The sequence below is a fragment of the Amycolatopsis sp. TRM77291 genome, assembly GCF_054166285.1.
The window spans coordinates 1,842,224-1,867,194 of sequence record NZ_JBSZHF010000001.1 but is presented as its reverse complement, the minus strand read 5'-3'; the positions used below and the strand labels follow the sequence as shown (position 1 = coordinate 1,867,194).

The 24,971-nt window shown below is 71.0% G+C and carries 18 protein-coding genes, 2 tRNA genes and 1 pseudogene; 6 read left to right on the top strand and 15 right to left on the bottom strand.

The annotated features are described in order from the left end of the window. Positions 1 to 215 precede the first annotated feature (215 nt). Together ACXIZN_RS08805 and ACXIZN_RS08800 are read right to left on the bottom strand one after the other, a co-directional pair. Positions 216 to 1,199: a TerC/Alx family metal homeostasis membrane protein gene (locus ACXIZN_RS08805; protein WP_257486058.1), complete on the bottom strand. Its 984-nt coding sequence runs from the start codon at positions 1,197 to 1,199 to the stop codon at positions 216 to 218. 159 nt (positions 1,200 to 1,358) lie between these two features. After that, a complete protein-coding gene (locus tag ACXIZN_RS08800) occupies positions 1,359 to 2,162 on the bottom strand; it encodes an LLM class flavin-dependent oxidoreductase (RefSeq protein ID WP_457953522.1) in 804 nt (267 codons plus the stop codon). Between the two features lie 295 nt (positions 2,163 to 2,457). On the opposite strand from ACXIZN_RS08800, the gene ACXIZN_RS08795 reads away from it, so the two are divergent. Then, on the top strand, positions 2,458 to 2,910 hold the full coding sequence (locus ACXIZN_RS08795; RefSeq protein WP_457953520.1) for an SRPBCC family protein: 453 nt from the start codon (positions 2,458 to 2,460) through the stop codon (positions 2,908 to 2,910). Here the strand turns inward: ACXIZN_RS08795 and ACXIZN_RS08790 are convergent. Genes ACXIZN_RS08790 through ACXIZN_RS08770 form a run of 5 tightly spaced genes read right to left on the bottom strand, consistent with a single transcriptional unit; the run spans position 2,867 to position 6,819 of the window. Further along, positions 2,867 to 3,313, bottom strand: a complete 447-nt coding sequence (locus ACXIZN_RS08790; protein WP_457953519.1) for a MarR family winged helix-turn-helix transcriptional regulator — start codon at positions 3,311 to 3,313, stop codon at positions 2,867 to 2,869. The genes ACXIZN_RS08795 and ACXIZN_RS08790 overlap by 44 nt on opposite strands. Beyond that, positions 3,310 to 3,690 (bottom strand): hypothetical protein, encoded by a 381-nt coding sequence (locus tag ACXIZN_RS08785; protein WP_457953517.1) that lies wholly within the window; start codon positions 3,688 to 3,690, stop codon positions 3,310 to 3,312. The genes ACXIZN_RS08790 and ACXIZN_RS08785 overlap by 4 nt, the downstream gene beginning before the upstream one ends. A 29-nt stretch (positions 3,691 to 3,719) precedes the next feature. Next, on the bottom strand, positions 3,720 to 4,946 hold the full coding sequence (locus ACXIZN_RS08780; RefSeq protein WP_457953515.1) for a glycosyltransferase: 1,227 nt from the start codon (positions 4,944 to 4,946) through the stop codon (positions 3,720 to 3,722). Next, positions 4,943 to 5,776, bottom strand: a complete 834-nt coding sequence (locus ACXIZN_RS08775; RefSeq protein ID WP_457953513.1) for an SDR family NAD(P)-dependent oxidoreductase — start codon at positions 5,774 to 5,776, stop codon at positions 4,943 to 4,945. Before ACXIZN_RS08775 ends, ACXIZN_RS08780 begins: the two co-directional genes overlap by 4 nt. Beyond that, positions 5,773 to 6,819 (bottom strand): alpha/beta hydrolase, encoded by a 1,047-nt coding sequence (locus ACXIZN_RS08770; protein ID WP_457953512.1) that lies wholly within the window; start codon positions 6,817 to 6,819, stop codon positions 5,773 to 5,775. Before ACXIZN_RS08770 ends, ACXIZN_RS08775 begins: the two co-directional genes overlap by 4 nt. 445 nt (positions 6,820 to 7,264) lie before the next feature. On the opposite strand from ACXIZN_RS08770, the gene ACXIZN_RS08765 reads away from it, so the two are divergent. From ACXIZN_RS08765 to ACXIZN_RS08750, 4 genes are read left to right on the top strand one after another with little or no spacing between them, the layout of a single operon-like run. Next, on the top strand, positions 7,265 to 7,924 hold the full coding sequence (locus tag ACXIZN_RS08765; protein ID WP_457953510.1) for a hypothetical protein: 660 nt from the start codon (positions 7,265 to 7,267) through the stop codon (positions 7,922 to 7,924). 43 nt (positions 7,925 to 7,967) lie between these two features. Further along, positions 7,968 to 9,683 carry a fatty acyl-AMP ligase gene (locus ACXIZN_RS08760; RefSeq protein WP_457953508.1) on the top strand — a complete coding sequence of 572 codons (1,716 nt, stop codon included), beginning with the start codon at positions 7,968 to 7,970 and terminating at the stop codon, positions 9,681 to 9,683. Then, positions 9,680 to 13,945 carry a beta-ketoacyl synthase N-terminal-like domain-containing protein gene (locus ACXIZN_RS08755; RefSeq protein ID WP_457953506.1) on the top strand — a complete coding sequence of 1,422 codons (4,266 nt, stop codon included), beginning with the start codon at positions 9,680 to 9,682 and terminating at the stop codon, positions 13,943 to 13,945. Before ACXIZN_RS08760 ends, ACXIZN_RS08755 begins: the two co-directional genes overlap by 4 nt. Then, a complete protein-coding gene (locus ACXIZN_RS08750; RefSeq protein ID WP_457953504.1) occupies positions 13,942 to 15,432 on the top strand; it encodes an MFS transporter in 1,491 nt (496 codons plus the stop codon). The genes ACXIZN_RS08755 and ACXIZN_RS08750 overlap by 4 nt, the downstream gene beginning before the upstream one ends. Here ACXIZN_RS08750 and ACXIZN_RS08745 read toward each other — a convergent pair. Next, complete coding sequence (locus ACXIZN_RS08745) at positions 15,407 to 15,826, bottom strand: VOC family protein (RefSeq protein WP_457953502.1); 420 nt, start codon at positions 15,824 to 15,826, stop codon at positions 15,407 to 15,409. The genes ACXIZN_RS08750 and ACXIZN_RS08745 overlap by 26 nt on opposite strands. A gap of 88 nt (positions 15,827 to 15,914) precedes the next feature. Here ACXIZN_RS08745 and ACXIZN_RS08740 point away from each other — a divergent pair, with 88 nt between their 5' ends. Beyond that, the gene (locus tag ACXIZN_RS08740; RefSeq protein WP_457953500.1) at positions 15,915 to 16,520 is read left to right on the top strand and encodes a TetR/AcrR family transcriptional regulator; all 606 of its coding nucleotides are present in this window, start codon (positions 15,915 to 15,917) and stop codon (positions 16,518 to 16,520) included. A 167-nt stretch (positions 16,521 to 16,687) separates the two neighbouring features. Here ACXIZN_RS08740 and ACXIZN_RS08735 read toward each other — a convergent pair. The 7 genes and pseudogenes from ACXIZN_RS08735 to ACXIZN_RS08705 form a co-directional block, all read right to left on the bottom strand. Beyond that, positions 16,688 to 16,759: transfer RNA gene (locus ACXIZN_RS08735), tRNA-Val, on the bottom strand. 35 nt (positions 16,760 to 16,794) lie between these two features. After that, positions 16,795 to 16,869: transfer RNA gene (locus ACXIZN_RS08730), tRNA-Val, on the bottom strand. 81 nt (positions 16,870 to 16,950) lie between these two features. Further along, on the bottom strand, positions 16,951 to 18,795 hold the full coding sequence (locus ACXIZN_RS08725; RefSeq protein WP_457953498.1) for a protein kinase domain-containing protein: 1,845 nt from the start codon (positions 18,793 to 18,795) through the stop codon (positions 16,951 to 16,953). A gap of 9 nt (positions 18,796 to 18,804) precedes the next feature. Beyond that, a complete protein-coding gene (locus ACXIZN_RS08720) occupies positions 18,805 to 20,688 on the bottom strand; it encodes a protein kinase domain-containing protein (protein WP_457953496.1) in 1,884 nt (627 codons plus the stop codon). 49 nt (positions 20,689 to 20,737) lie between these two features. Beyond that, positions 20,738 to 22,966 (bottom strand): heavy metal translocating P-type ATPase, encoded by a 2,229-nt coding sequence (locus ACXIZN_RS08715; RefSeq protein WP_457953494.1) that lies wholly within the window; start codon positions 22,964 to 22,966, stop codon positions 20,738 to 20,740. A gap of 237 nt (positions 22,967 to 23,203) precedes the next feature. Then, positions 23,204 to 24,325, bottom strand: coding sequence for a DUF6801 domain-containing protein (locus ACXIZN_RS08710; protein ID WP_457953492.1), 1,122 nt, complete (start codon positions 24,323 to 24,325; stop codon positions 23,204 to 23,206). A 73-nt stretch (positions 24,326 to 24,398) separates the two neighbouring features. Further along, a pseudogene (locus ACXIZN_RS08705) lies at positions 24,399 to 24,971 on the bottom strand (DUF6801 domain-containing protein); the annotation flags it as partial.

The following is a 24,971-nucleotide window of genomic DNA, read 5'->3' as shown; positions in this document are numbered from 1 at the left end:
AGAAGACGGCTGTCTTCTCAACCTCCCGGAGCCTACCGGCTGTACCGGACATGCCGCCGGTCTGGACGCCCGGCTTGTCCGCCGTCCCAAGATCAGGGGTCGCGTGGCGGCCGCGGTGGCCGCATCGCCCCGAACACCAGGAACACCGCGGCCAGGAAGAGGGCGGCCACCGCAAGATCGATCAGGAAGCCGACGACGAGTGCGGTGATCATCACTCACTCCTTGGCCGTCCGGGCGGCTTCACGGCGGCGCGCGTACAGGCTGGTGAACGAAACCGTGACCAGGACGGCGACGATCACGCCCAGCGAGGCCGGGGTGGGGACCTGCGGCACCGACGGCCAGATCCCGTGTGCCCAGTGCAGGACCAGCTTCACCCCGATGAAGGCGAGGATGATGGCGAGGCCGTGGTTCAGGTGGACCAGCTTCGCGAGCGCCGTGTGGAGCACGAAGTACAAGGCGCGCAAGCCCATCAGCGCGAAGGCGTTGGTGGCGAACACGAGGTACGGGTCTTCGGTGATGCCGTAGACCGCGGGTACCGAATCGACCGCGAACACCACGTCGGTGGCGAACACCGCGACGACGACGACCGCCAGCGGGGTGAGCGCGCGGCGCCCGTGTTCACGCACGGTGAGCCGGGTGCCGCGATAGTCGTCGGTGACCGGCATCAGCCGTCGCAGGAACCGGACCGACCGCAGTTTCGACAGATCCAACTCGTCCTTGCCACCGGACATGGCCTCGCGCAGGATCTTGACCGCCGAGACGAGCAGGATCACGCCGAAGACGAGGAACGCCCAGGTGCCCGCCGACAGCATCGCGGCGCCGGCCGCGATGAACACACCGCGAAGCACCAGCGCGCCCACGATGCCGTAGAGCAGCACCCGCTGCTGCACTTCCGCGGGGACCGCGAAGGCGGCGAGCAGCAGCATGAAGACGAAGAGGTTGTCGACCGACAGGGACTTCTCGACGACGAAACCCGTCATGAACTCCAGCGCCTGGCCGCCCCCGTACTCGAGCCACAGCCAGAGCCCGAACACGACCGGGAGCGCGAGGTAGAAGACCGACCAGCCGGCGGCCTCCCGCATCGACACCTCGTGCGGGCGACGGGTCACGGCGAAATCGGCGACGAGCAGCGCGAGCAGGACGGCGATGCTGATCGCCCACAACCCCGGCGATCCCACGGTTGCCACGGACTCGGGCATGGAGCCTCCTCGAACTCGAAGTTCGAGGTCTCCTTCACCCCTGCGGGGCGGTCTCCCGGGGACACCAGCGGAGCGTCCGTATTGACCGGGCAGACCCTTGGGAAGTACTCCCCTCGCCGGTCCAGTATCGCACTTGGTAAAGAGTTATTAAAGGTTGGGTCAAGCCGGTCCATCCCGCAGCACGCCGCGCACCGCGTCGGCGGACAGGTCGTCCCAGGGAAATTCGGCCATCCACCAGGTCGCGCCCGCCCGTTCGTAGGGCGCTAGATCCGTACCCGCGGGGACACCGATGGCGAAGTCGTACGGCTTCCCGTCGTCCTCGCGCAACGCGGTGATCGTCTCGACCACCTCCGCGAACTCGTCCGCGTGCGGCAGGTGCACCGGGAAGAAGCCGTCGTACCGCGCCGCCCGGCGCATCGGCTTCGCCTTCCCGGGGAAACCCGCCAGCCACACCGGGATCGGGCGCGCCGGCCGGGGCAGGAAGGTGATGTCGTCGACTGTGTAATGCGCGCCGTGGTGTCGCACGGGCTCACCGGACCACGCGGCGGTGAGGATTTCGAGCGACTCGTCGAGCATCTCGGCGCGTTTGCGGTCGTCCAGTTCGTCGCCGGTCTTCGAGAACTCGCCGCCGAAGCGGTCGCTGCCGAGCCCCGCGCCGAGGATCAGCCTCCCGCCGCTCAACTGGTCGAGGGTGGCGGTCTCCCGGGCGAGTTTGACCGGACGGCGGCGGGCCAACGGCGTCACCATCGGTCCGATGGCGAGGTGCTCGGTGGCGGACGCGACGGCGGCGAGGGTGATCCACGGATCGGCGATCGCCCGCACCGGCTCACGCCAGCGGACGTGATCCCAGACGAACAGCCCGTGCCAGCCCGCTTCCTCGGCTTCGGCGGCGAGACGCGCGATGATCACCGGATCGGCCAGTTCGTCGAAGATCGGCAGCCAGAGTGCCGAGCGAAGGGTCATGACCGCGACCGTACTGACCGGCACCGACACTCGCGGCGAGTTCCGGACGTGCGCCAAGCCGTAACTCGCGTGCTTCCAGCCGTAACTCGCGTGCTTGGAGGCGGAACACCCGGCACCACGCGAGTTACGCCTCTAATCACGCGAGTTACACCCCCAAGCACGCGAGTTACGCCTCTAATCACGCGAGTTACGCCTCTAATCACGCGAGTCGCGCCTCACCGCTTGACACGACCACTACAGTTCAACCAGTACGTTGATTAACCTTGTGGTTGATTGCCCCTGCGGAAGAGAACCGATGACCGACCTGACGATCACCCGTCTCCTCGACGCGCCCCGCGACCTCGTCTTCCGCGTCTGGACCGACCCGGACCACCTCGCGCACTGGTGGGGCCCGACCGGGTTCACCGCCACTTCCTGCACCGTCAACCTCGTCGAGGGCGGCAAGTGGCGCATCTGCATGAGCGACGGCGAGACCGACCTGTGGGCGTCGGGTGTCTACCACGAGATCGTCCCGCCGGAGCGGCTCGTCTTCAGCTTCGCTTGGGAAGAGCCGGCAGGTTTCCGGGGGCACGACACGCTCGTCACGGTCAGCCTCTCCGACCTCGACGGCAAGACCGAAATGACGTTCCACCAGGCGATCTTCGAGACCGTGGCGGAACGCGACAGCCACAACGAAGGCTGGCAGTCCTGCTTCAGCCGCCTCGTCACCCACCTCGCGGAGCAGCCAGCAGACGGGAGCGCTCGATGAGGTCGCTCATGCCCCGCTGGAATTCGCGACGCCGCTTCTCGCTCCAGCCGACGGTGAGCTGATCGAAAACCTGTTCCTGCCAACGGTATGCCTGGTCGAGCATCGACCGGCCCGCCGCGGTCAGCGAAACTTCGCGACGACGCCCATCGCTCCGTGACGCCTCCATGGTCAGGTGGCCTTCCTCGATCGCGCTCTTGACCAGTCGCGACACACCGCTCTGGTCGATGCCGATCTCGGCGGCGATCGCGTTCACCGTCACCTCGGCCCCGCGCCTCGCCAGGGAGTGGACCGCCTCGCAGGCCAGGACGAGCCTGCCCTGGTCGGCCGGCTCGCCGTCCGTCGAGCGGCGCGACCAATACCGGACGAAGGCGAACAGAACCTGGCCTGGACCTTCGCCGCTCATTCGGTGGCCGCCATTTCGCGGCAGATGTAGGCCAGTTCGAGCGCCGACTTCAGGTCGGGAAGCCGGAGCGCCGCGGTGACCCGGCCGCCGCCCACCCGGAACACGGTCGCCACCCGGGTCGGCCCCGTACTCTCCGGCCAGGTCGCGTCCTCCTCCACCACCATCAGCCGGTCGCTGACCGGATGCCACGAGCGCGGCTCCAGCCTGATCCCCGACCGGCCCACCCAGTCGGCGAACTGCTCGGACGTGATCGGTCCTGCCCCCTTGGGCCCGAGGACGACGACCGGATCACCGACCGCGTCCGCCGATCGCCGCAGGTCACCGGCATTGACGCTCTCGTGCCATTCGTTGATCGCTGCCTCGATGATCGGCTCCATGTGCGCAACTATATGCGAAACGCATAGATTTAGCTCATTTCTCGCAGGACGTCACGCGCCCGCGCCACCCCGTCCTCCTCCCGCAGCCGCCCGGCGACGTACTGGGCGCCGCGCCGGAACAGCAGGTTGCCGGACAGTTCCAGCAGCCGCGCGGTCAACGAGTCCGCCGTGAGATCCCGCAGCGGCAATGGCCGCGGCCCCGCACCGAGCCGGAACACCCGGTCACCCCAGTACGGCTGATCGGAGAACACCGGGAAGATCAGCGAAGGGACGCCCGCGCGCAACGCGGCCGCGGTCGTGCCCGCGCCGCCGTGGTGCACGACCGCCGCGGTGCGCGGGAACAACCACGCATGGGGGACGTCCCCGATCGTCAGCAGGTCATCATCGCCGGACGCGGCATCGGTACCGAGCAGGCCGCGCAACCTCGCCCGGCGCAGCGCGGTGCGGACGGCGGCGAACGTCCGCTCCGCCTCCGACGGCCGCATGCTGCCGAAGCCGACGTACACCGGAGGCGGCCCGGACGCGAGGAAGTCCCGCAGTCGCGGGTCCGGCCGCCACGCGGCGGGCGCCTCGAGAAACCAGTACCCGGTCACGTGCACCCTCGACGGCCAATCCGCCGGCCGCGGCACGACCGCGTCGGAAAAACCGCACAGCACGGGGGTGCCCGATCGCCGCGGCCCACGGAGGCCCGCCGCGGGCAGGCCCAGTGACCGCTCGCGCCACCGGTCCACCTCCGGCCTCAGCACCTGCCACGCGACGGTGTCGACGGCGTGGAAACTCAGCCATCTGCCGCACGGCCCGGTCCTGGCGGCCCACGGCGCCAGCGGATGCGCGAACGCCCGCGTCGGCACGCTGGGCTGGTAGTGCAGCTCGACGTCGGGGACGCCGAGCGAGGCACCCAGGTGCGCGCCGAGGAAGCCGAGCGTCGGAGCGAGAACGAGGTCGGCACCGGCCGCTCCTTGCCGGACATCGGCGAGCAGACGCTCCATCACCGGGGCGAGCGCGCCACGCAGCCCGCGCAGGAAGGCCGCGGGCGTGCGTCCCTCGGTCCATTCGCGTCCCCCGTCCGAGCCGAGGATCTCGCCCGGGTCGGCGGAAAGCGGCGCGAACTCCAGGCCGTGCGAGGTCACCAGCGTCCGGAAGCGCTCGGCCGCCAGCACCCGGACGCGATCACCGTCGAGACCACGTCCCAGTGCGATGCACGGCTGGACGTCGCCGCGGGAACCCGGGGCGACGATCACGACGAGCCGGGTCATCGCTTCGCCGCCGTCAACCGGTAGCGGAGGCGGAACGGCAGTCTCGCCAGAACCGCCGCGATATGCGCGTCCCTGCCCACCAGGTACCGCGGCGCGACCCGCCGGGCGGTCAGCGCGTGGACCACGACCCGTGCCGCCCGCTCGGGCGGGATACCGTTCCGCGCGGACCTTTCCGCACTGCGTTCGGCCTCGTCCAGTTGCGCCGCATACCTTTCCCGCGCGGCTTCCGGCAGGGCGGCGCGCACCTCCTCGGCGGCGGCGCGGGCGCGCGGCCAGATCGACGTGGCGACGGCACCGGGTTCGACGAGGACGACGCCGATCCCGGACGGCGCCAGTTCGGCGCGCAGGCTGTCGGTCAAGCCGACCAAGGCGAACTTCGACGTGTGATACGGCCCGACCATCGGCCCCGCGATCCGCCCGCCCATCGACCCGACCGTCACCACCCTGGCGGCGGACGCGGCGCGCAGCGCGGGCAGCATCGCCTGCGTGACGGCCAGCTGACCGGTGACGTTGACCTCCAGCTGCTGCCGGAAATCCTCGAGCGGGACGTGTTCCAGCGGTCCCGGCCGGGCCATCCCCGCGTTGTTCACCAGACCGCGCAGCGGGCCCGCCGCCGCGACCTTCTCACCGCACGCCGCGATCGACGCCGCGTCGCGGAGATCCATGCGCAGCACGGTGACCGCTTCGCCGAAAGTGCGCACGAGGTCCGTTTCGTCCGCGTCGGTGCGCACGCCGGCCCAGACGTGGGCACCCCGCCGCACGAGTTCGGCCACACACGCCCGGCCGATCCCGCTCGACGCCCCGGTGACCACAAAGGATGGACGGGTCACGACGCCTCCCCCGCTTTCACCGGCGCGGAAAGCGCCCGCAGCATTCTCGGCCACGTCTTGTGCAACTGGTCCTGCCAGTACGCCCAGTGGTGTGTGCCCGGCCCGTAGAAGTCCGTCATGACCGGGACGCCGAGCCGGTTCAGCCGGTCCGCCATCGCGGTGGTCTGGCCGGAGCACAGGAATTCGAGCAGCATCGCGCCGGGCAGCACGTCGATCGGGAGCTTTCCGTCGAACGGCCCCGGCAGGCCGTTGCCCGTGGACAGATACAGCTCGGTGCCGCGGAGGCGGTCGGCGTTCACCAGCGGGTCGTGCGCGTCCCATCGGGACGACTCGCGCCGCCGGTCACCCCAGAGCGCTTCGGGATCTTGCCGGGCCGAGGCGACGATCGCGCTGGTCAGCAGCTCGCCGTACGGGCCGGTGGGGTTGAGGTTGCCGCTGAACGACCCGGCGAAGCGGAACACCCCGGGCCGCCGGGCGGCGAGTTCCACCGCGCCGTACCCGCCGAGGGAGAGCCCTGCCGCGACCCGCCGCCCATCCCCTCGATAACCGCGGTCGATCAGCTGCGGGATCTCGACCGCGGTGAACGTCTCCCACTGGTTGAGCACGACGTCCTTGCCGTAATTCCACCAGTCGGAAAAGAACCCGGCGGAACCCGAACCCGGCATCACCACCAGCGCGCCGGAATCGTCGGCCAGCTTCCGGATGTCGGTGTTGGCGGTCCAGCCGCGGTAGTCCTGCAGGCGGGTCTCCCCGGCGAGCAGGTACACCGCGGGCCACTTCCGGTCCGGTTCCGCGGCCCACCGCGACGGCAGGATCAGCCGGACCATCGCATAGCTCCCGACGCCGACCGAGCGCACGGTGAGATCCAGCATCCGCGGGTCACCGTCCACAGTGGTCTGGGCGACGACGTGCGAACCGTCGTCGGCACGGGCGTCCGGGACACCGCTCTCGGCCCGCGCCGGTGCCGCGACGACGCTCGGCAGCAAGCACGCCGCGACCGCCAGCGACGCGACGGCCCGCAGCCGCCTCGAAGTAGTGCGCATACGTAATCCTTTGTCCCGATCGTTCGATCGAATTCGAAAATGTGACGGCGATTACCCGGGAAAGAAAATCGGAGGTGGCGACACGTTAAGCGGACAGACCCCTTCCCGGCAATTGTCCTGCCCACAATCCGGGAGGACAATGTGAATGCCAGGGAAACAAGAAATGCGCCCGCATCCCCCATCAGGGTGACCCAGCACTCACGGACAGTGAGCGACTGTGGCACGGTGGTACCAAACTTGGTCGCGCACCAGCGAAAATCCCCGAAGCCGCAGGTCACACCAAGTACACGAAGGACATTTACGTTCTCTTGACACCTTCCGGTATTCGATTTCCCGTCGTAGCCTTCGTCGTGCCGCCCGGGTTCGGCGTCCACTGACGCGACCCGGCGCCCGCGTCCCACCGAAGGGACCAGACCCCATCAGGACCCTTCCGAAAGGGCTATTCATGGCTGCCCGAATTCGCGCTCTCGTCGTATCCGCCGCCGCGGTGGTGACCATTTCCGGCGCCTCCGGAGAATCGATTCAGGCTGCCCCCGCGCCACCTGGGCCCGCTGTTCCGCCCGCCGCCCTGCTGCCTCCGGAAACCGTCCCGGACGCGTCCGGGCGCGACGGCTTCGACGTGGCGGCGGCTCTGTCCACTTCGGACGGCAAACGCGGCAGGGTCGACGTCGGCGGATGCGAGGACGTCGTCCACGGCAGGCTGGTCGGCGACGGCGCCACCGGCCAGGGCTTCCAGTCCGCGGTGCCCGGCGGCCAGGTCTCCGAACTCGTCGCGCGCACGACGAACCCGCCCGATCTGGCGGCGTGGGCCGCGCAGGCCGGGCGGTGCTCGAAGGTGACGGTCGACGACGCGGCCGGTACCGCGGTGTCGACCGTCACCGTCCACCCCGCTCCCGCCGTCCCGGGCGCGAAAACCCTTTCCTACGAACAACTCCTGACGCTTCCCGGCCAGCCCCCCGAGCTGCCTGGGCTGCGTCTGCGCACCGTCGCCATCGCCGCCGACGACGTACTGGTCGTGCTTCGTGACGCCGGAACGACCGGTCTCGATCTCGACGCCCTCGCCGTCGCCGCCTGGCGGCACGCCGCAGGGCCGCTCGGCCGCTGATCCCCCGCACCAACCCCGCCGACCCCCGACCCGAGGAGACGTCATGTCCCTGGCCCCCGGAAACACCCTCCCCGCCTGCCTCCGGCATTGGGCGGACGCCGACGGCGACCGGCCCGCGCTGACCTTCGCCGACTTCTCGTCCGATCGCGCCGGACGGCGGAAGACACTGAGCTGGAAGCAACTCCAGGAGCGTGTCGACGCCGTCGCGGCGGCGCTGCCCGTCCGGCCCGGTGACCGGGTGGCGGTGCTGTGCCCACAGAGCGCCGACTACGTCGTCGCGTTCCTCGGCGCGATCACCGCGGGCGCGATCGCCGTACCGCTGTTCGATCCGGGGCTGCCCGGGCATGCCGGACGGCTCGCCGCGGTGCTGACCGACTGCTCCCCCGCCGCGGTGATCACCACCGCCGCGGTCGAGGACGCGGTCCGCGAGTTCCTGGCGGGCCTGCCCGGCGGCGATCACGTCACTGTCGTCGCGGCCGACAAGGCGGGGCCCGTCCGCGCCTGGCCCGCCCCGGCACCCGCACCGGACGACGTGGCGTACCTGCAGTACACGTCCGGTTCGACCCGTAGCCCGGCAGGAGTGGTGCTGACCCACGCGAACGTCCTCGCCAACGTCGGCCAGGCGGTGCGGGGCCTCGGCATCGACCCGTCGGGGACCACCGTCTCGTGGCTGCCGCTGTTCCACGACATGGGTCTCGTCCTCGGCCTGATCACGCCGCTGGCCATGGGCATGCGGTCGGTGCTGATGGACCCGCTGGCCTTCATCGAGCGCCCGGTGCGCTGGCTGGAGCTGCTCGGTGACCACAACGCGAGCTGGAGCGCCGCCCCCAACTTCGCGTTCCACTACGCCGCGAGCCGCGTGCGGGAGGAGGACCGCGCCAAGCTCCGTCTCGACCGCGTCGCCGCGATCGTCAACGGCGCCGAACCGATCAACCCCGGAGTGCTCGACCGGTTCCATGACACCTTCGCCGAAGTCGGGTACACCCCGGACAAGACTCGGCCCGCGTACGGACTGGCCGAGGCCACCGTCTTCGTCACCACCGGCCCCGGCGTCCCTCCGCGGGTGACGACGTTCGACCGCGCCGCGCTGGGCGCGGGAACGGCCCGGCAGGCGGAAACCGGTCTCCGGCTGGTCGCCTGCGGTGTCCCGGTGGGACAGCACGTCGCGCTGGTCGACCCGGGAACCGGTGTCGCGCTCGAAGACGGCGCGGTCGGCGAGATCTGGGTCCACGGCCCCAACGTCGGCACCGGCTACTGGCAGAAGCCCTTGGAGAGCACCGAAACCTTCGGCGCCCGGCTGACCGGTGACCACGGGGAACTGCCGACGGGCCCCTGGCTGCGCACCGGTGACCTCGGTGTCCGGTACGGCGGCGAGGTCTACATCGCGGGCCGGATCAAGGATCTGCTCATCGTCGACGGCCGCAACCACTACCCGCAGGACGTCGAAGCGACCGCGGCCTCGGCCGATCGCGACATCCGCCCCGGCAGTGTCGCCGCGTTCGCCGTCGAAGGCACCGACACCGAATCCGCGGTCGTCGTCGCCGAGCACCGCGGGCACGGCACGCTGACCACGGAGGACGAACGGGCGCTGGAAGCGTCGATCCGGCGGCTCGTTTCGGACGCGCACGGCCTCGCGCTGCGTGACGTCGTGCTCGTCCCGGCGGGCCTGGTCCCGCGGACCTCCAGCGGGAAGATCGCGCGAAGCGCCTGCCGCGACCGCTACCTCGCCGGCGATTACGGAAAGGCCTTGGTGCGATGAGAAACCCGACGTTCGACGCCCCGGCGCTGCGCCGCTGGCTGCTCGACACCGTTGCCGGGCACACCGGCGTCGACGCGGCCCGGCTCGAAGCCGACCGCCCGCTCAGCGACTACGGCCTGTCCTCCCGTCAGGCCGTCGGTATCGCCGCCGACCTCGAAGATCTGCTCGGCACTCCGCTCCCGGCCACCCTGCTGTGGGAAAGCCCGACCATCGACCACCTGGCCCGCTCGCTGACCGGCGGCACGGATCCCGAACCGGAGCAGACGGGAACGGACCGCCGCCGGACCGACCCGATCGCCGTCGTCGGCCTCGGTTGCCGCTGGCCGGGCGCGGACGGCCTCGACGAGTTCTGGGATCTGCTCCGCAGCGGACGGGACGCCGTCCGGACCGCGCCGCCTGGCCGGTGGGACGCCGAGGCGGCCCCGATCGTGGGCGGCTTCCTCGACGACGTGGCCGGTTTCGACGCCGACCACTTCGGCATCACCCCGCGCGAATCGTCCACAATGGACCCTCAACAGCGGATGCTGCTGGAGGTCGCCTGGGCCGCGCTCGAACACGCCGGGATCGCCCCTGCCTCGCTGCGCGGCAGCCGGACCGGCGTGTTCACCGGGATCTCGACCCACGACTACGGGCATCTCACGATGGCGGGCGGCGACGTCGACCTCTGGACCGCGACGGGTGCCGCCGGGAGTATCGCGGCCAACCGGCTCTCCTACGTCTACGACCTGCGCGGGCCGAGCATGGCGGTGGACACCGCCTGCTCGTCGTCGCTGGTCGCGGTGCACCACGCGGTGCGCGCGCTGCGTGACGGCGAGGCGGATCTGGCCTTGGCGGGCGGGGTGAACCTCATGCTGCTGCCCGGGCCGACCGCCGCGTTCGCCGCCGCCGGCCTGCTCGCCGGGGACGGGCGGTGCAAGACGTTCGCCGCGGAGGCCGACGGCATCGCGCGAGCCGAGGGCTGCGGCGTCGTCGTGCTCAAACGGCTGACGGACGCCGAGTACGACGGTGACCGGGTGCTGGCGGTCATCCGCGCCACCGCGGTCAACTCCGACGGCCGGTCACAGGGTATGGCGGCGCCGAATCCCATCGCCCAGCAGGACATGCTGCGCACGGCGTACCACGGCGCCCGGCTCGATCCGTCCACTGTGGACTACGTCGAGGCGCACGGCACCGGCACCTTGCTCGGCGACCCGATCGAGGCGCGCTCGCTCGGCGCCGTGCTCGGCAAGGACCGCCCCGCCGACGCTCCGCTGCTGATCGGTTCGGTGAAGACGAACATCGCGCACGCGGAGGCGGCCGCGGGGATCGCCGGGCTGATCAAGGTCGTCCTCGCGATGACCAGGGACGAACTGCCGCCCCAGCTCCACTTCTCCGCGCCCAATCCGCATATCCCGTTCGACGACCTGCGCCTGAAGGTGGTGACCGAGCCGACGCCGTGGCCGCGCCGGTCCGGCCGGGCCACGGCCGGCGTGTCCGCGTTCGGCTTCGGCGGGACCAACGCGCACGTCGTCCTCGAACAGGCGCCGCCCCTGGAACCGGTGCCGGACCGCGCCGGCGTCCGGATCGGGCTGCTGTCCGCCCGCACCCGCGACCGGCTCACCGAACGCGCGGCTCAGCTGGCGGACTGGCTGGAATCCACGCCGTCGCCGTCCCTCGCCGACATCACCCATACGTTGTCCCGGCGCGACAACGGCGGACCACACCGCGCCGCCGTCGTCGCGGGCGACACCGGCGAACTGGCGGAACTGCTGCGCGCCGTCGGTTCCGGCGCCGATCCGCTTCCCGCGGGCGCCGTCACCGGTACCGCCGTGAGCGGCGACGGCCCGGTCTTCGTGTTCTCCGGGCACGGCTCGCAGTGGCCGGGGATGGGGCAAGGGCTCTTGCGCGCCGAACCCGCGTTCGCCGCGCAGGTCGACAAGCTGCACGACCTGTTCACCGAGCACACCGGCCGCTCGCTCCGCGCACTGCTCACCAGCACGGAACCGCTGTCCCTGCCCGAAACCCAGACGGCCATCTTCGGGACGCAGGTCGCGCTGGCCGCGCAGTGGGAGGCTCTCGGAGTCCGGCCATCGGCCGTCGTCGGGCACTCGCTCGGCTCCGCGGCCGCCGCTGTGGTCAGCGGCGTGCTCACCCCCGACGAGGCCGTCCACCTGGTCGCGACCCGTGCCCGGCTCCTGGGCACCCTCGGCCCGGGCGGCGCGATGGCGGCGGTCGAACTGGCGCCGGAGGAACTGGATCTGTACCCCGACATCGAACTCGCCGTCGAATCCGCGCCGGGGCAGCTGACCGTGGCCGGGGACGCGACCGTGCTCGATCTCCTCGTCGCGGAACTGGAAGCCGCCGGACTGACCGCGCGGCGACTGCCGGTCGAGGTCGCCGGGCACTCCGCCCGCGTCGATCCGGTGCTGCCCGCGCTCCGGGAGGCACTCGCCGAACTGGGCGGCCGCCGTCCGACGGTGCCTTGGTACGACACGGTTCTCGCCGATCCGCGGGAACTGCCGGACTTCGACGCCGGGTACTGGGCCGCTCACCTGCGCCGTCCCGTGCGGTTCCGGCAAGCGGTGGCGTCCGCCGCCGCGGACGGGCACCGCGTCTTCCTGGAGGTGTCGCCGCATCCGATCCTGCGGGGCTCGGTGGTGAGGACCCTCGAAGCCGAGGGGATCGACGACGCCGTCGTCACGGGAACGCTGCGCCGGGGGCAGGACGAAGTCCGCACACTGGGCGCCGCCGCGGCCGAGTTGTACTGCGCGGGCACCCGGATCACCACCGCCGATCCGGACGACGGTGCCCGGCTGGTCGACGTCCCGCCGATGCCGTGGCGGCACGAACGCCATTGGTACACCACCGCCGAAGCACCGCCGTCGTTCGCGGCACGCACGCCGGAACCCGAACCGGCGCGGACCGCCGGAGGCGACCGGTTGACCGAGATCGTCGCCGCCGTCATGGGGTTGCGTCCCGATCGGCTCGACGCCGACGTCCCGCTGGTGGAGCTCGGACTGGATTCCCTGATGGCGAACCGGATCTCCGAAGCCGTTCGCCGCGAGTTCGGTACGGAACCCGACGCGGTCAGCGTGCTCCGCGGCGCCACCCTCGCCGACCTCAGCCGTGATCTCGCACCCCGGGAAAACGAGGAACCACTGCCGTCCCGAGGTCGCGCCTGGGACGCGGCGGATCGCCTCGTCCTGCGTCTGTGGCAGGAGCACACGGGGACCGAAGCGACCGGCACGCATGTTCGGCTGACCGAGACCGGCACACCCGACCGGCTGGCCGAACTGCTCGCCCAGGGGCTCAGCACCGAACTCGCCAGCCCGGTCACCGCCGCCGAACTCCGGCGGCACGATTCGCTCGCGGCCATCGCCGACGTCGCCCGCGCCATCCTCGACACACGGGAGGAGCGGGGGCCGGTGCACGTCCTCACCCCCGGCGAAGCGGGAGTCGCGCCGCTGCTGCTGTTCCACCCCGGGGGCAGCACCTGCAACGTCCTCACCCCCGGCGAAGCGGGAGTCGCGCCGCTGCTGCTGTTCCACCCCGGGGGCAGCACCTGCACCGTGTACCGGCCGTTGCTGGAGCGGCTGCCCACCTCGGTGCCATGCGTCGGGTTCGAACGCGTTCCCGGGGTCAGCATCGAAGACCGGGTCGAGCACTTGCTGCCGTTGGTGCGGGCGCAGCGTCGCGACCGGCCGTACCGGCTGGCGGGCTGGTCGTTCGGCGGGGCGCTGGCCTACGGCGTCGCCGCGCGGCTCGCCGAAGAGGGTGAAGAGGTCGAGTTCGTCGCGCTGATCGACACCATGCTCCCGCTTCCGGAGCCGGACCTCGACCCGAGGGCGTCGTCCGCCCGACGGTTCCTGCGGTTCACCGGCTACGTCGAAGGGACCTACGGCCGCGAAGTCCGGCTCGGCCACGAGGAGCTGGCTCCGCTTCCCGAAGAGGAACAGATCGAGCTGACCATGCGGCGCGTCGCCGAGGCAGGCCTGCTCAGCCCCGGCGTGCTCCGGCACCAGCGACAGTCCTTTTTGGACACACTCGCGGCCGAACGCGGTACGCCGCGCCGTTACGACGGACGGGTCGTGCTCTACCGGGCGACCGAGCAGTACGCGGCAGGCCTGGCGATGGAACCCCGGTATTCGCGCACCGACCTCGCGGCGGGCTGGGCGGAGCTGTGCCCGGGGCTGGAGATCGTGCCGGTCGAGGCGCATCACCTGTCGGTCGTCGACCCGCCCTGCGTCGATGTCGTGGCGAGGCATCTGACGGGACTCCTGTGACCACGGCCCGGGCCGAGCGAGCGGTCGACCGCGCCTGGCCGCTGCTGGCGGTACTCGGCGCCGGGCTCTTCCTCGTGGCGGTCGACGCGACCGTGCTGCACGTCGCGTTGCCCGACCTCGTCCGGCAGCTGCGGCCCGGCGCGTCGGCTCAGGTGTGGATCGTGGCGATCTACCCGCTGACCGCCGCGCCGCTGCTGCTGCCGTTCGGCACCCTCGGTGACCGGTACGGACGGCGGCGTGTGCTGGTCGCCGGGTACGTCGTGTTCGGGATCGCGTCGCTCGGCTGCGCTTTCGCGCCGAACGTCCCGGCACTGCTGGCGTTCCGCGCGTTGCTCGGCTGTGGCGGCGCGATGATCATGCCGGTGACGATGTCGCTGCTGCGCGAACTGTTCCCGGAGCAGCGGCATCGGCGCACGGCGATCGCGGTGTGCAGCGGGATCGCGGGCACCGGGTCGGTGTTCGGGCCGATCCTGGGCGGAGTGCTCGTCGAGGCGTGGGGCTGGCGGGCGACGTTCCTGCTGAATCCGCCGGTGATCCTGGCGGCGGTGGTGCTGGCGCTGTGGTGGCTCCCGCGAAATCCGCCGGGCCGTGGTCCGTGGGACGCCCTCAGCGCCGCCCTCGCCGCGGGCGGTGTCCTCGGGATCGCTTTCGCCGTCGGGCATCCGGGCTCCTGGACCACGGCCGTCGCCTCGGGCGCGACCGGATGTGTCCTCATCGGACTGTTCCTGCGCCGCCAGCGGCGGACCGATCCGCCGCTGCTGGACCTCACCCTCTTCCGGCGGCCGGGCGTACGGGCCGCGGTGGGCGGGGTGCTGCTGGTGATGAGCACGCTGGTCGGGCTCGGCCTGCTGTTCGCCCAGTACCTGCAGGTGGTGCTCGGGCTTTCGCCCACCGCGGCGGCGAGCCGGTTGCTCCTGGTGCTGGGCGCTTCGGCGGTCGGCAGTGTCGTGACCCCTTCATTGCTGGGCCGCTTCGGCAACGCGCGGGTCCGCACGGCCGGGTTCGCCGTCGCGGCGGTGTCATTGCTGGTCCCTGCGGCGGGATCGGCCGCGCTCACGTCGCCGGTCCTCCTGGGCGTGGGGCTGACCGGGCTGGGCCTCGGGATGGCGCTCGCGCTCACGTCGAGCACCGACACCCTGCTCTCGGCGACCTCTGCGGACCAGGCGGGCGGCGCTGCCGCGGTCGAGAAGACGGGCTACGAACTGGGCGCCGGCTTCGGGACGACGGTGTTCGGTTCCCTGGCCGCCGCGGTGTACGCGGGGCACTTGGCCGTCCCTTCCGGCGTGCCGGAACCGGCGCGGGTGCTCGCCCTGTCGGGCCCGGCCCAGGCGGAGGCGGCCGCGTCGGGTCTCTCCTCGCGATTAGCCGACGAATTGCTCGATGCGGCGAAGGCCGCCTGCACCACAGGGTTGCAGGTGTCGGCGGCCGTCGCTTGTGGACTGTTCGTGGTGGCGGTACTCCTCAGCTCGGGCGGGCCTCGTCGGTGAACTGCCCGGCGAACTCCCCGGTCGGCGGGATCTCCTGGATCACGTCGATCAGCACGCCGTTGGGGTCGGCGACGATGAAGTGCCGCTGCCCGAAGTCCTCGCTGCGCAGGGAAAGCGCCTCGGGCAGGCCCGCCTTCTCGATCAGCCGCCGGTGCTCGGCGTCGACGTCTTCGACCTCGAAGTTCAGCAACAGTCCCTGCACGGGTTTGCCCGCCCCGGCGGGAATGGTCTCGTGCCCGGGCGCGAGGATCGCCAGCTCCCATGCGCCGCGTTTGAGGCTGACGTACCAGTCGGCTTCGAACGTGGGCTCGAAGCCGAAGTGGCGGCAGTAGAAGTCCCGTGTCTCGGCGATCTTCTCGGTCATAAGGACGGGATAGAAGCTGGTCAGACGCATGTGGCCACCTTGCTCGCGAACAATACCGACCGTCGGTTTGTTTCTTCGAAATTAGCCAACCGACGGTCGGTATGTCAAGATGCGGGCCATGACCCGCACGAAACAGCAGCAACGCGAAGAGACGATGGAGGCGCTGACCACCACCGCCCGGCGGCTGTTCGCCGAACACGGGTACGGCAAGGTCGGGCTGGAGACCATCGCGCAGACCGCGGGCGTGAGCAAAGGCGCGCTCTACCACCACTTCAGCAGCAAGGCGGACCTGTTCCGGCACGTGCTCGGCGTCGTACAGCACGACGTCGGCGAGCAGATCGCGCGAGCAGCGGACGCCGCGCCGGACTCGTGGGCCGGGCTGCTCGCCGGCTGCCGCGCGTTCCTCGCCGCGGCGACCGATCCGGAGACCCAGCAGATCATGTTGCTGGACGGCCCATCGGTGGTCGGCTGGCAGGATTGGCGTGAACTGGACGCGGAGTCGTCCGCCCGGCACCTCGCCGAAGCACTGACCGGCCTGATGACCGACGGTGTCCTGGCGAAACGGCCTGTCGAACCGTTGGTACGCCTGCTTTCCGGCGCGATGAACGAGGCAGCCGTCTGGCTCGCCCACTCCCCCGACCCGAAGGCCGACCTCGCCGCGACCATGGACACGCTCACGCCGATGATCGAGGCGCTGAGGCTTCCGGGCTCGTTGCCCGCTTGAGGAAAGGGTTACGGCCGCCTGGCGGATCCTGTCGCGAAAGCCACTTTCGGGACGTCTGATGTCCCGAATTCGGGACGTCTGATGTCCCGAAAGTGGCTTTCGCGACACCCCCGCGCGCCAGAGACGCGAAAAGGCCCCACCCTCGCCGGGTGGGGCCTTCACTGCGGTGGGCGATACTGGGATCGAACCAGTGACCTCTTCGGTGTGAACGAAGCGCTCTCCCCCTGAGCTAATCGCCCGCGGTACGAACTCCGGTCCGCCGGGGAAGCGAACCTGGTGCGCGATACTGGGATTGAACCAGTGACCTCTTCCGTGTCAGGGAAGCGCTCTCCCGCTGAGCTAAACGCGCGTGGTGTGTGTCGTTCGTACTGGCGATAGCTTAGCGGACCCCGTTTCCGGGCCGTCACAGGGGTTCCCCCTCCGCGAAAGCTCAGGGTTTCGGCAGCCTCGAAGCGACCGAGGCCGCGATCTCCTTCGCCCGGTCGCAAGGGCTTCCGCTCCCCTCGCGCCCCAGCAGCCGGACGGCGACGTGTTCGGCTTCGCGGTCCGGCAGCGGGCGATGCCGCCAGGTGACGGCGCAGTTCGAGCCGCCGAACTCCCGCATGTCGCCGGTGACACCGCCGCCGAGGTCGACCGGCGAACCCTCCGGCGCGTAGGAACCTCGCTGCAATTCGATGGTCAGGGTCTCCCCGCCGCCCAGCCACTCGCAGATCCGCAGCGTCCGCGGGGCCGGCTGCGCGTTGGGCATGGTCTTGGCGAGCACCGCCGGATCGGCGATCGTGCACGGATCGAGCGGGAGAAGGCTCGCCGGATCACCCGCGCGGTCGACCTCATGCGTGCGCAGCCGGGTGAGCGCGGCGGTCAGCATGTCGTCGGCGGCCTTGCAGGGATCACCCTCGCGGCCGGGATGGGAGACGACGACGCCGAGCCGCCGGTCCGCCGGCAACTGGGCGACCGAGTCGCATCCGCCACTGATCGTGCTGCGCAGCAACGGAAACCCCTCCGCCGTGCGGTCGGTCCGTTCGAGACTGCTGGTGGACACGCCTTCGCCGAGCCGGAGTTCGAAGGTGACGCCCTTAAGACCGGTGTACTTGCAGCGAGCCGGGTAGATCGGGCCCGTCTCCGGTTTGAGGGTGCCGAACTCTTGCACGAACCGGCCCGCGAGCACCTTGCACGGATCCACCAGGCGCAGGCGTTCCGCGCCGAGCGCCTCGTTCGCCGACAGCGAGGTCGTCCCGGAGTTCTCGGGTTTGGCGTGCTCGGCGACGACGAGGCCGAGCGCGACCATCCCGGCGACGACGAGCAGGACGACCGCGGCGAGCGAGCCGAACAGGATCTTCTTCGTCCGCGGCGCCATCTTCTTGGGCGGCGGACGCCAGATCGGCAGGGGCAGGGCCAGCACCGAGCGTACTTCGGCGTCCTGCCGCTGGATCCGGGCGTGCACGGCGGGCGGCCAGGGCGCCGCGCCCGGCGGCACCGGGCCGAGGAAGTCCAGGATCTGTTCCGGAGTCGGCCGTCGCGCGGGGTCCTTGGCCAAACAGGGCTCGGCGATCCGCCGGACCTCGTCCGGGACGTCGCTGAAATCCGCCGCGGCGTGCACGACGTTATACAGCGTCTGCGGTGCGGTCGGCCCGGTGAAGGGGCCGCGTCCGGTCGCGGCCATGACCAGGATCGCGCCGAGCGAGAACACGTCGCTCGCGCCGGTGATCCGCCCGCTGCCCGCCTGTTCCGGGGACATGAACGCGGGCGACCCGATGATCGCGCCGGTCCCGGTGAGCTCCTGCGCGTCCTCCGCCACCCGCGCGATGCCGAAGTCGATCACCCTGGGTCCGTCACTCGTCAGGATGATGTTGCTGGGCTTGAGATCCCGGTGGATCAGCCCGGCACGGTGGATCTCGGTCAGCGCCGCGGCGAGCCCGGACGCCAGCAGCCGCACCGACTCGACGGGCAGCGGCCCGGCACCGTCCACGGCCTCCTTCAGGGACGGTCCGGTGACGAAGACCGAGGCGAGCCACGGGGTTTCCGCTTCCGCGTCGGCGTCCATGACGGCGGCCGTGTAGGCGCCGGAGACCAGCCGCGACGTGGCCACCTCGCGCCGGAACCGTTCACGGAAGCGGGGATCGTGCGCGAACTGCGCGTGCAGCTGTTTGACGGCGACGAGCCTGCCGTCCGGGGCGAGGCCGAGCACGACCCGGCCCATCCCGCCTTCACCGAGCTCGGCGACGATCCGGTACGGGCCGATCTGCCGGGGTTCCCCGGGGTTCAACGGTTTCACTGGCCAGCCCTAGGGTTTCGGAAGTTTCGGCAGCAGCGCCCCGGCGAAGCCCTTCGCCTTTTCGCAGGCTTCGTCGGCGGTCATCTTGGTACCACTGGTCCCGACCGTCAGCTCGACGTTCTCCCCGTCGCGTTCGCTGACGGACCGATGCTGCCAGGTCAGCGAGCAGGTGGACCGCGCGATGCCGTCGTCCACCTTGGCCAGGTACACCTTGGCACCGCCGAGATCCAGGGTGGCGACCTCCGTGTAGTACGAGTCCTTCGATTGCGCGGGCGGGTACGCGCGCACGAAACTCAGGCGGACATTGCCCGCGGCGTCGTACCGGCATTGGTGCAGGTGTTCGCGGATCGTTTCGACGACCGGCCCGATCAGCCGGTCCGTGGTCGCGGGGCCGAGCAGCGCGCACGGATCCAGCGGAGCCAGGGTGCCCGCCGGGAGTTCGCGCTCGTGACCTCCGGCGCGGATCCGCTTGACCGCGTCGGCGAGCGCCGCCTTCACCACCGAGCACGCCTGATCCTTTGTGGACATCGAGTTGACGTCGACGCTGAGCTTGGTGTTCGGCAGGCCGCTGACCGGGACGGCGACCGCGCACGCGTCCTCGGAACCCTTGATACGCAGCGGAAGCCCTTCCAACTCGCCACCGGCTTCGCCGTCGACCAGGTCGCCGCCGACGCTCAGCTCCAGCCATTTACCCGCGGGCGAGGCGTACGTGCACGAGTCGAACTGGATGTCGATCTCCGTGCTCAGCTTGCCGAACCCGGGCACGTCCCGGCCCGCGAGCACCTTGCACAGGTCGACGCGGCGCAGGTTGTCCGGGCCGAGCGGGTCCTGGTTGACCGGGGTGGCGACCGGTTCGTCCGGCTGCGGCGGCGAACTCGGCGCGATGGCGGCCGGCGGCGGGTCGTCCCCGGAGAGCGAGACCGCCGCGACGGTGCCGCCGGCCAGCAGCACCACGCCGGCCGCGGCCAGTCCCGCGTAGAGGCCGCGCCGGGATCGCTTCGGCGGCGGCGGGTTCAGCAGCCGCCGGACCTCGGCCTGCTGTGCCTCGATGAGCTGCGACACCACCGGCGGCCACGGGCTGGTCGTCGGCGGGACCGGGCCGAGCCGCTCCAGCACCCAGGCGGGTGACGGCCGGTCGGCCGGGTTCTTCGCCAGGCACGGCTCGACGATCCGCCGCAGCTCCGGCGCCAGCTGCCGCAGGTCGGGCTGGAGGTGCACGACGTTGTACAACGTGTGCGGAGTGGACGTCCCGGTGAAGGGTCCGCGTCCGGTCGCGGCCATCACCAGCAGCGCGCCGAACGAGAACATGTCGCTCGCCGGGGTCAGCGGCTTCCCCTCGGCCTGTTCCGGGGACATGAAGCCGGGCGAACCGATGACGGCGCCGGTGTGCGTGAGCTCGGAGTCGCCTTCGACGGCGCGCGCGATCCCGAAGTCGATCACCCTGGGTCCGTCACCGGTGAGGATGACGTTGCTGGGCTTCAGATCGCGGTGGATCAGCCCGGCACGATGGATGTCGCCCAGCGCCAGCGCGAGCCCGGCGGCGAGGTGGCGGACGGCCATCGGCGGCAGCGACCCGGCGGCGGAGACCGCCTCCGACAGCGCCGGGCCGGGCACGAACACCGACGCCAGCCACGGTGTCGGCGCGTTCGGATCGGCGTCCATGACCGGTGCGGTGTACGCGCCGGACACCAGGCGAGAGGTTTCGACCTCCCGGCGGAACCGCTCGCGGAAGCCGGGATCGTGCGCGAAACCCGGGTGGACCTGCTTGATCGCGACCAGGCGCCCGTCGGCGGAGATCCCGAGCAGCACCCGGCCCATCCCGCCCTCGCCGAGCGCGGCGAACACCCGGTACCGCCCCACGCCGGTGGGTTCGCCGGTGTTCAACGGCTTCACGAAGGCCCCCTTGTTCCGAGGGGCGATGGTACAAAACCACCCGCAAGTGTCACGCGGCGCGTCGGTCCGCCCGGCCGAAATCCTTGAGCCGGAGGCTGTTGGACACGACGAGGACCGAGGACAGCGACATCGCCGCCCCGGCGATCAGCGGGTTCAGCAGGCCGAGCGCGGCCAGCGGGATCGCGGCGACGTTGTAGCCGAACGCCCAGGCCAGGTTCCCGCGGATGATCCGCAGGGTGCGGTCGGCGAGCCGGATGGCGTCGGGGACCACGCGCAGGTCTTCGCGGACCAGCACCATGTCGGCCGAGCGCACCGCGATGTCGCTGCCCTGCGCCATCGCCATGCCGAGATCCGCGGTGGCCAGCGCCGGGCCGTCGTTGATCCCGTCGCCGACCATCGCGACCCGCGCTCCCCCGGCCCGCAGCTCCTCGATGACCGCGGCCTTCTCCGCGGGCAGCACTCCGGCACGCACGTCGGAGACGCCGATCTCGTCCGCGACCACGCGGGCAGCGGCTTCGTTATCGCCGGTCAGGAGCACGGTCCGCAGGCCGAGCGCGTGGAGAGCCTCGACGGCCGCCCGCGCCGACGGCTTCACGACGTCCCGGATCGCCAGCCGCCCGGCGAGCCCGCCGTCGACCGCGACGAGGATCGCCGTGGTGCCGTCCTCCGCCGTGAAGTCGTCGGGGACGGCGATCCCGCGTCCGGCGAACAAGCGCGCGTTCCCGACCAGGACCTCCTGCCCCTCGACCTCGCCCTTCGCACCGAGCCCCGGCAGCGCGCCGAACCCTTCGACCGGGGGAAGGTCCGGCAGTTCCGCCCGCGCCGCGGTCACCACGGCCGCCGCGATCGCGTGCTCCGAACCGGCCTCCACGGCCCCGGCGAACCGCAGGAGCTCGCCGCGGGTGAACCCGTCGGCGGGACGGCACGCGGTGACGGTCATCTTCCCGGTGGTGACGGTGCCGGTCTTGTCCAGCACGACGGTGTCCACCGTGCGGCTCGCCTCGAGCGCGTCCGGCCCCTTGATGAGGATGCCGAGCTGAGCACCTCGGCCGACGCCCGCCATGAGCGCGGTCGGTGTCGCCAGCCCGAGCGCGCACGGGCAGGCGATGATGAGGACGGCGACGGCCGCCGCGAACCCTTCGCGAGCGGGTGCCCCGCCGAGCAGCCAGGCCGCGAGCGTCACCGCGGCCACGCCGAGCACGGCGGGGACGAACACCGCGCAGATCCGGTCGACCAGACGTTGCACCGCGGCCTTGCGGGCCTGCGCGCGTTCGGCCAGCGCGGTCATCTGGGCCAGCTGGGTATGCGTGCCGACCGCGGTCGCGCGGACGACGAGCCTGCCGTCCCGGTTCACCGAAGCGCCGATGACCCGGTCGCCGGTGGCGACCTCCGCGGGCACCGGCTCTCCGGTCACCGCGCTGACATCCACAGTGGACAGTCCGTTGTGGACAATTCCGTCGGCGGCGATCGACTCGCCCGGCTTGACCACGAACAGGTCGCCGACGGCCAGTTCGCCGACCGGGACCATCCGCTCGACGCCGTCCCGCAGCACCCGGGCGTCCTTGGCGGCCAAGGCGTCCAGCGCGGCCAGGAGCCCGGCGGCGCTGCGCCTGGACCGGCTCTCGAAATACCGGCCGGCCAGCAGGAAGGTGGTCACCCCGGCGGCGACGTCGAGGTAGATCGCGTCGGCGCCGGCCGCCGTCGGGCCGAAGCCGATCCAGTACCCGGGCTCCGTGCCGCCCGCGAAGGCGGACCACGCCGACCACGCGAACGACGAGAGCACGCCCAGCGACACCAAGGTGTCCATACTGGACGACCGATGACGGAGGTTCCGCAGCGTGGCGCGGTGGAACGGCAGCGCGGACCAGAACACGACCGGAACGGCCAAGGCGAGGCACAGCAGTTCCCAGCCGGGAAACCGCAGCCGCGGCACCAGTGCGAGAGTGATCGAGAGGTTCCCCAGTGGGATCGCCAGCAACGCGGCGACGACCAGCCGTCGCCGGAGATCCCGGACCCGGGCGAAGCCGATGTCCGGATCCTCCTCGCCGCGGATTTCCGCCGTGTAGCCGGATTTGCGGACCCGCTCGATGAGGACGTCGTCGTCCAGCGCTTCGGGCACCTGCACGGTGGCGCGCTCGGTCGCGTAGTTCACCGACGCGCGGACGCCGTCCAGCTTGTTCAGCGTGCGTTCCACCCGCGCCGAACAAGCGGCGCAGGTCATCCCCGACACGGTCAGTTCCACCGTGCGGACGGCGGCCTCCGGCGCGGAAATCGTCATTTCGTGGCACTCCCAGGATTCACCAGTGGTTCCTCGGTGGCGGAACAGGTGTCCGGGTCGTGTCGCGAGGCAGATTACCGCCGCCGGGAACCGGGGCGGCCGCCGGGCCGACTACTGCGGTGGTGGTGGAAACAGGTGCCCAAGTCAGGCTTCGGTACAGCTGGTCGTGAGTGGCGATTCGGGTTAGAACCCGAATTCGGGTTAGAACCCGAATCGCCACTCACGACCACGCGAGCATCAGGCCTGGCGCGGGGTCAGCGTGAGGTCGAAGGTGTTGCCGTCCCCCTGGACCAGGGAGCTCACGTAGGAGGTGAAAGCGCCGCAGCCGGTCAGTGGCGCCAGCAAGTAGGTGCCGCGCAGCGCACCGCCCTTCGCCATGGTGAAACCGTCGCCGGTGCGCAGTTCCGCCGTCGACGGAGCCGACGTCCGGCAACCCGGCCCGGTGCTGACCGGCATGCCGACGAGCGTCACCAGCGGGAGGACGGTGGTGAACCGCGATCGCGCGACGAAACCGGTCCCGGCGAGGTCGCCGCCCTGGGGTCCGTCGGCGACGAACTCCAGATCGGCCGAGCCCGGCAGGAAGCCGAAGAGCCGGAAGTCGGTGTGCGCCTTGTCGAACACCGGGCCGCCGCTGAACACCGTCGCCGCGGTCGGGCTCAGTTCGAAGGTGCCGGTCAGCGGCGCGTCGGCACCGAGTGCCTTGACGCCCGTCTTCCCGGCGATCGCGAACCGATGCCCCGACGGCTTGTCGCCGAGTTCGAAGGACAGCAGGACCGGATCCTGGCCGGGGTCGAGCGTGCAGTCCGAGGTGAAGGAGCCGAGCCCGGTGAAGGAGCCATCGGGCTTCTTCGGGGTGAGGCGCGTGGTGAAGTCGCCGACGGTCAGCGTCGTCTTGCCCGGTTTCGCCAGCGTGATGGTGGGCACGGAGCCGGTCGCCACGGGGCTGAACGTGCCTGATGGCGGGATGTCGGTCTTGGCGACGTTCAGCGGGATGCGCACGGGAAGCGGGTTCGCGTCGCCGTTGACCAGTGTCACGCCGGCCGCCGCGGTGCCCTCGATGGTGGCGGCACCGACGAGGTTGAGCCCGCGCGCCGCCTTGTCCGGCACGGTCACGGTGATGGTCAGCCCGGACGTGGTGAGCGTGCCGCCGGGCGCCGTCGGCACCTCGAAGTCGGCCTTGATGTCGACGTCGAGCTTCTGCAGCCCGATCAGCGGGAACGGGCAGGTGAACGACAGTTTCTTGTCGACGGGCGTACCGGCCGCCGCGCTGCGGACGGCGACGAACAGCAGGCAGCCGGCGGTGATCAGCACGACGAGGCCCGCCGCGAGCAGCATCCGGACGTTGATGCGAAGGGGCATGGTCGCCTTCCTGGACGGCTCGGAAACGGCACCGGTCCCCGTCACGGAACGCGACGGGGACCGGCTGCCTGACTTACTTCTTGGTGAGGTTCAGATCGAGCGTGTTGCCGTCGCTCTTGGCGAACGCGCTGACCCAGTCGTTCAGCTGACCGCAGTTCTGCAGGGCGGACAGCGAGTAGGTACCGGTGAGCTTCCCGCCCTTGAGCAGGTCGAAGTCCGGACCGGTGGTCATCTCGCTGGTGGACGGGCTGACCGTGCCGCACTTCGGGTCGTTGCTGATCGGGATCCCGAAGATCTGCACGCTCGGCAGGAACACGTTGAACTTGATGTGCGCCTTGAACCCGGTGCCGACGAGTTCACCGGTCTGCTTGCCGACCTGCTCGACCTTGATCTCGGAACGGCCGTCGATGAACCCGAACAGCTTGAACTGGGTGGACGACGGGTCGAGCTTCAGGTCACCGGTGAACGTCTTCGACGCGAGGTCCACGTCCGCGTCGAAACCACCGTTGATCGCCGCGGTGCTGCCGAGCGACTTCAGCGCGGTCTGTCCCTTGATGCCGAACGCGTACTTGATCCCGCCGCCACCGGGGGTGGTGGTAGTGGGCGTGGTCGGCGTCGTGGTCGGCGTCGTGGGGGTGGTGGTCGG

Excerpts from the sequence above, each read along its gene's own strand:
- ACXIZN_RS08765 (WP_457953510.1), top strand. The coding sequence starts at position 7,265 with ATGGCTGCCCGAATTCGCGCTCTCGTCGTATCCGCCGCCGCGGTGGTG.
- ACXIZN_RS08755 (WP_457953506.1), top strand. The coding sequence starts at position 9,680 with ATGAGAAACCCGACGTTCGACGCCCCGGCGCTGCGCCGCTGGCTGCTC.
- ACXIZN_RS08715 (WP_457953494.1), bottom strand. The coding sequence starts at position 22,966 with ATGACGATTTCCGCGCCGGAGGCCGCCGTCCGCACGGTGGAACTGACC.
- ACXIZN_RS08710 (WP_457953492.1), bottom strand. The coding sequence starts at position 24,325 with ATGCCCCTTCGCATCAACGTCCGGATGCTGCTCGCGGCGGGCCTCGTC.
- ACXIZN_RS08760 (WP_457953508.1), top strand. The coding sequence starts at position 7,968 with ATGTCCCTGGCCCCCGGAAACACCCTCCCCGCCTGCCTCCGGCATTGG.
- ACXIZN_RS08770 (WP_457953512.1), bottom strand. The coding sequence starts at position 6,819 with ATGCGCACTACTTCGAGGCGGCTGCGGGCCGTCGCGTCGCTGGCGGTC.
- ACXIZN_RS08780 (WP_457953515.1), bottom strand. The coding sequence starts at position 4,946 with ATGACCCGGCTCGTCGTGATCGTCGCCCCGGGTTCCCGCGGCGACGTC.
- ACXIZN_RS08800 (WP_457953522.1), bottom strand. The coding sequence starts at position 2,162 with ATGACCCTTCGCTCGGCACTCTGGCTGCCGATCTTCGACGAACTGGCC.
- ACXIZN_RS08805 (WP_257486058.1), bottom strand. The coding sequence starts at position 1,199 with ATGCCCGAGTCCGTGGCAACCGTGGGATCGCCGGGGTTGTGGGCGATC.
- ACXIZN_RS08740 (WP_457953500.1), top strand. The coding sequence starts at position 15,915 with ATGACCCGCACGAAACAGCAGCAACGCGAAGAGACGATGGAGGCGCTG.
- ACXIZN_RS08795 (WP_457953520.1), top strand. The coding sequence starts at position 2,458 with ATGACCGACCTGACGATCACCCGTCTCCTCGACGCGCCCCGCGACCTC.
- ACXIZN_RS08790 (WP_457953519.1), bottom strand. The coding sequence starts at position 3,313 with ATGAGCGGCGAAGGTCCAGGCCAGGTTCTGTTCGCCTTCGTCCGGTAT.
- ACXIZN_RS08785 (WP_457953517.1), bottom strand. The coding sequence starts at position 3,690 with ATGGAGCCGATCATCGAGGCAGCGATCAACGAATGGCACGAGAGCGTC.
- ACXIZN_RS08745 (WP_457953502.1), bottom strand. The coding sequence starts at position 15,826 with ATGCGTCTGACCAGCTTCTATCCCGTCCTTATGACCGAGAAGATCGCC.